Annotated in this window: 3 protein-coding genes; 1 reads left to right on the forward strand and 2 read right to left on the reverse strand. The window is 53.5% G+C overall.

From position 1 onward, the window contains the following. Both HMPREF2842_RS09260 and HMPREF2842_RS05090 read right to left on the reverse strand, forming a co-directional pair. Positions 1–1,081: hypothetical protein (locus tag HMPREF2842_RS09260; protein WP_168165236.1), on the reverse strand; the 1,081-nt coding region annotated here is incomplete at its 3' end. Continuing rightward, positions 1,081–1,821: a DUF6318 family protein gene (locus tag HMPREF2842_RS05090; RefSeq protein ID WP_070643122.1), complete on the reverse strand. Its 741-nt coding sequence runs from the start codon at positions 1,819–1,821 to the stop codon at positions 1,081–1,083. The genes HMPREF2842_RS09260 and HMPREF2842_RS05090, both read right to left, overlap by 1 nt. Before the next feature lie 695 nt (positions 1,822–2,516). On the opposite strand from HMPREF2842_RS05090, the gene zapE reads away from it, so the two are divergent. Next, a complete protein-coding gene (gene zapE / locus HMPREF2842_RS05095) occupies positions 2,517–3,572 on the forward strand; it encodes a cell division protein ZapE (protein ID WP_005506346.1) in 1,056 nt (351 codons plus the stop codon). The last annotated feature ends 620 nt before the right edge of the window (positions 3,573–4,192 follow it).

The raw sequence follows: 4,192 nt of genomic DNA on the forward strand, positions 1-4,192 counted from the left end.
CCTTGCGCAGGCGCGGGTTCGGGTTATCCTGCTTGCCCATCGTCGGGTCATTCTTGCAGCCCCAACGAGTATCATCTTCGGCGCAGGTGCCGCCGACACGGCCCACATCAACCCACCACACACGAATCAGCAGCGGTTCAGCAGTGTCCTTCTTGATGACAGTACGCATCGCCTGCCATGGGCCACCATTGACGCGGTACCGGCCAGCATAAGAGACCGTTGCGTAGGCGTGGAAGTTACCCGAACGCTTATATGCATAGCTGGTCGCAGTCGGTCGTGCTTTCGAGCCTGACTTCGGGTAGATGGGCTCGCCGATGGTGTAAGACGTGCCCTCGTCACCGTTGCCGTACTGGACGGTCATCTGCACCGGATAAGACTCGATTTCAACGTGACCAGCCGAAAGCTCACCTTCCCAATAAGCGGTGGGAGCTTCAGCGTAGAAATTGACGTTGTCGCCCTTATAGATATTCGGGTCACCTTTAGCTCTGCCGGTGCCGTTACCGGAGTTATAGGACTGCTTCAGGATAGGGGGTCGGATATCAGTGTTGGCGAATTTGTCTTCAATTTCTTGAAGCATTTCAGCATGGCTAGGTTTACGAGGCTCTCCGGGGTTATTGGCGGTTAGGGTGCGGGATTCTACTGGGTTGCAGTAGGTTCCGATGCCGGAGGTATTGTAGTAACCGGTGTAGTCGTTGCCGTCGTCAGGCTGCATCCAGGTACGGAAGTACTGTCCTGGCTGATGATCAGCGGTGACGCAGGAGTCCTTGTCTTCAATTGAGGCATAGAATTGGTTTCCTTGACCATCATGCATGAGATGATGGCTTTCTTCAAAAGATTTCTGTTTGCTCTCCGCTCGAGCTACGAGTTCGGATTCCGCCTGCTGAGGTGGTAAATCGACCTGCGCTTCGGAATCTAGTCCCTCATTTCCAATCTCTGTAGCTGGTGGAGTGGCGCTATGGTCTGTGATGCTGTGACTGTCGTTATTTGAAGTATCTTCTAGTGCAACAGCTGACGTGCCAAGGGGTAGTATGAGCGCAGAAATAACAGTTATTCCTAGAATCCCTGAAAATTTATTGGCCATTATTTGATAATTCCCTGCTCACGTAGCTCCTTATTCGAGCGATGCTCCGAGAGTCGCCAGTAGCCATTCTGATACTTATAGCGGAACATAAATATTTCATTTTCGTTGCTGGTATTAGTACGCTCATACACCTTGCCATTGGGGTTTACGTACATGCCATAAGTCCACAAGCGTCGCGTGAGAGTCCAATATTCTTTGGCTTCTTCGTCATACATCAAATCGCTTTCGGCCTGGTATTCTGAGGTGCCTTCGATAACCCAGCCACCGCTTTTGTAAAGATCCTCGATGTAGTGCAGGAATTTAATGTCCTCATCAAAAGCGTCCAGCATGTAGGGCCATACATACTGCATATCACCGGTCTGGATACCGTAGTTGCGTGCCTTAATCCAGTCACGCATCATCTCACGGAGTCCAGCGAAGGTTTCGGGGTACTGTTGCGGCTCGGCTTTCGGAAGAGGAACATTCTGAGCAGGACCTTTGCCGTCTGCCTTACGGTACTCACCATCGGGTGCCTTCGACCCGCCAGAGTAGCCGCGGGTAATGACCGGACTTGGAGTAGCCGAAACGGATGCAGACTCAGATACCGCCGCAGACGCCGAAGCAGTCTCGCTCGGTGCTGCGGAGGCGGTAGCTGCCGCCTCGTTATTTGCCTGCTGGCCACACGCCGCAAGCAGGGCACCCAGTCCCACAAGTGTGCCACTACCCAACAGGGTACGGCGATTGAAAATGGTCGAATCCATAGAAGATACGCTCCTATCATCGGTGACGGTGTGATATATGTGCATGTCAGGCCATTATTTACAGGTCAAGCTGACCACCGGAAGGAAAACAGCCCCGTAGCGCACCCAACAAACGCATCAATGCGTTATGGAACACTACAGTTACCACCCTACCGCATCTTTGTGTCTATTTGTGTTGCTTTGAGTGCAATAGTATCTGAACGTCATTATTCGGACATATCAATGCTTTATGCATCAAATAAATCTACACTCACGGAGGCCCCGCCCCGGCAGAATTTGTGCCATGGTTTAGCGTCTTCGACCGTGGTTTTTAACTACGGCCAAAGACACTAACCTATGGCACAAATCCGTAACCCATTACCGAATTTGGGTCTGCGTCGGATATGCGGGCGGGAGTCGGTAATGACTTAGTTTTTCGGTAATGGGTTAGTGACTTCAGGCTGGGGTTTTAATCATTACGAAAGACGCTAAGTCATGACTGAAATTGCTAGGTCATGACCGAACCTCCACCGGTACTGAGCAGTACCTCCACTGGCACTGAGCGGCCCAAGCAAAACAGAGCGGCCCCGCACCCCGCCGCCGCCCCTCCCTGCGCCCGCAATGTGGCGGGCAACTCATGCGGCTCACGCGGGGTGTTAGACAGTACTACACTTAAAGCGGAAGTCACATCGCCGTCACTGAAGAAAAGAGTTTTTGTGCCCACCACGACCGTACACTTGACCGACCGCATCCCTCGCGTTTCTGCTGATGAGTTGCTGGCGGGTTTCCGCCCCTCTGAGCGTTTTGGTGAAGTGTCTTTTGATAGCTACATTCCTGATCCGAATCAGCCGTCGCAGGCTGAGGCTGTGCAGAAGCTGAAGGATTTTGGTGACAAGATTAATGGTGGCGGCGCTGGTGCCGGTTTCTTTGGTCGCCTGTTTGGTGGCAAGAAGAAGGATTCGACGAAGGCTGGCCTGTACCTTGACGGCGGTTTTGGTGTGGGTAAGACTCACTTGTTGGCGTCGCTGTGGCATTATGTGGATGGCCCGAAGGCGTTCGGTACTTTTGTGGAGTACACGAACCTGGTGGGTGCGTTGACGTTCCGTAAGACGGTTGAGGCGTTGAGCAGCTATAAGCTGGTGTGTATTGACGAGTTTGAGCTGGATGATCCGGGTGATACTGTGCTCATGTCTCGTCTGATGCGTGAGCTGGCGGATGCTGGCGTGAAGCTTGTGGCGACGTCGAACACTCTGCCGGGTGCGCTGGGTGAGGGTCGTTTTGCGGCTGAGGATTTTAAGCGTGAGATTCAGGTGCTTGCTTCGCAGTTTGAGGTGCACCGTGTGGATGGTGAGGATTTCCGTCATCGTGGCCTGCCTGCTGCGCCGGAGCCTGTTGCTGATGATGCGTTTGATGCGAAGGTTGAGGAAGTGTTCGGCGGCCAGACTGTTGGTGTTGATAACTTCGCTGACCTGGTGGAGCACCTGGCGAAGGTGCACCCGTCGCGTTACCGTCAGCTGATTGATGGCCTGGATGGTATTGCGTGGCGTGATGTTCACCCGATTACTGAGCAGTCGGTGGCGCTGCGTTTTGTGGTGTTGGCTGACCGCCTGTATGACAAGGACTTGCCGATTGTTTCTTCGGGTGTGCCTTTTGACAAGGTATTTACTGAGGAGATGCTGGCTGGTGGTTATCAGAAGAAGTATTTCCGTGCGGTGTCTCGTTTGACTGCGTTGGCTCGTGAGGGCATGCTGGGTGAGGAGGCGGAGCGCTAGTTCCGCTGTTCGCCGGGGCCGAGCTTTGGCCGGCTCGGGTTTTGATGCGCTGTTCTTTCTAGTCCCGTGAGACTCGAAGCTCGCGCGGTTTGCATGGTTAGCTTGGTTAGTCTGGTTTACCTGAACCGCGCCAACCCCTCTCATACGTGAAGACCCTCGCCGGGTCGCTTAGGAAGCACCCGGCGGGGGTCTTTGTGTGAGCGAGAACCTGGTACGTGACGGGAACATGGCGTGTCGCTCGCATGGTTTCTTCCCTTGCCAGGGAGTTATGCGGGGGTAGATGAGGTTGGAGTGTATAATTTTGCGTGTAGCCTCCACGAGGTTCTCGCGAAGCACCCGTTTCTGCCGCATGGTTGCGGGCTATTTTCGGGTAGCTATTTCCCTTCCTTTTCGGAGGGACTTTCATTGAGGCCAAACTTGGGGGTTGCCATTCATGGTCTTTGCGGATATTTCCCTTCCTTTTCGGAGGGACTTTCATTGAGGCCGGAGTCGCCGTCATTATTCTCTACTCGCTGGGGATTTCCCTTCCTTTTCGGAGGGACTTTCATTGAGGCCGGTGGTGGATTTAGCCTTGAATTTGAAGGTGGAGCCATTTCCCTTCCTTTTCGGAGGGACTTTCA

Origin of the sequence: Rothia sp. HMSC069C10, from assembly GCF_001812205.1 — a bacterium.
In the GTDB taxonomy this organism is placed as follows: Bacteria; Actinomycetota; Actinomycetes; order Actinomycetales; family Micrococcaceae; genus Rothia; species Rothia mucilaginosa.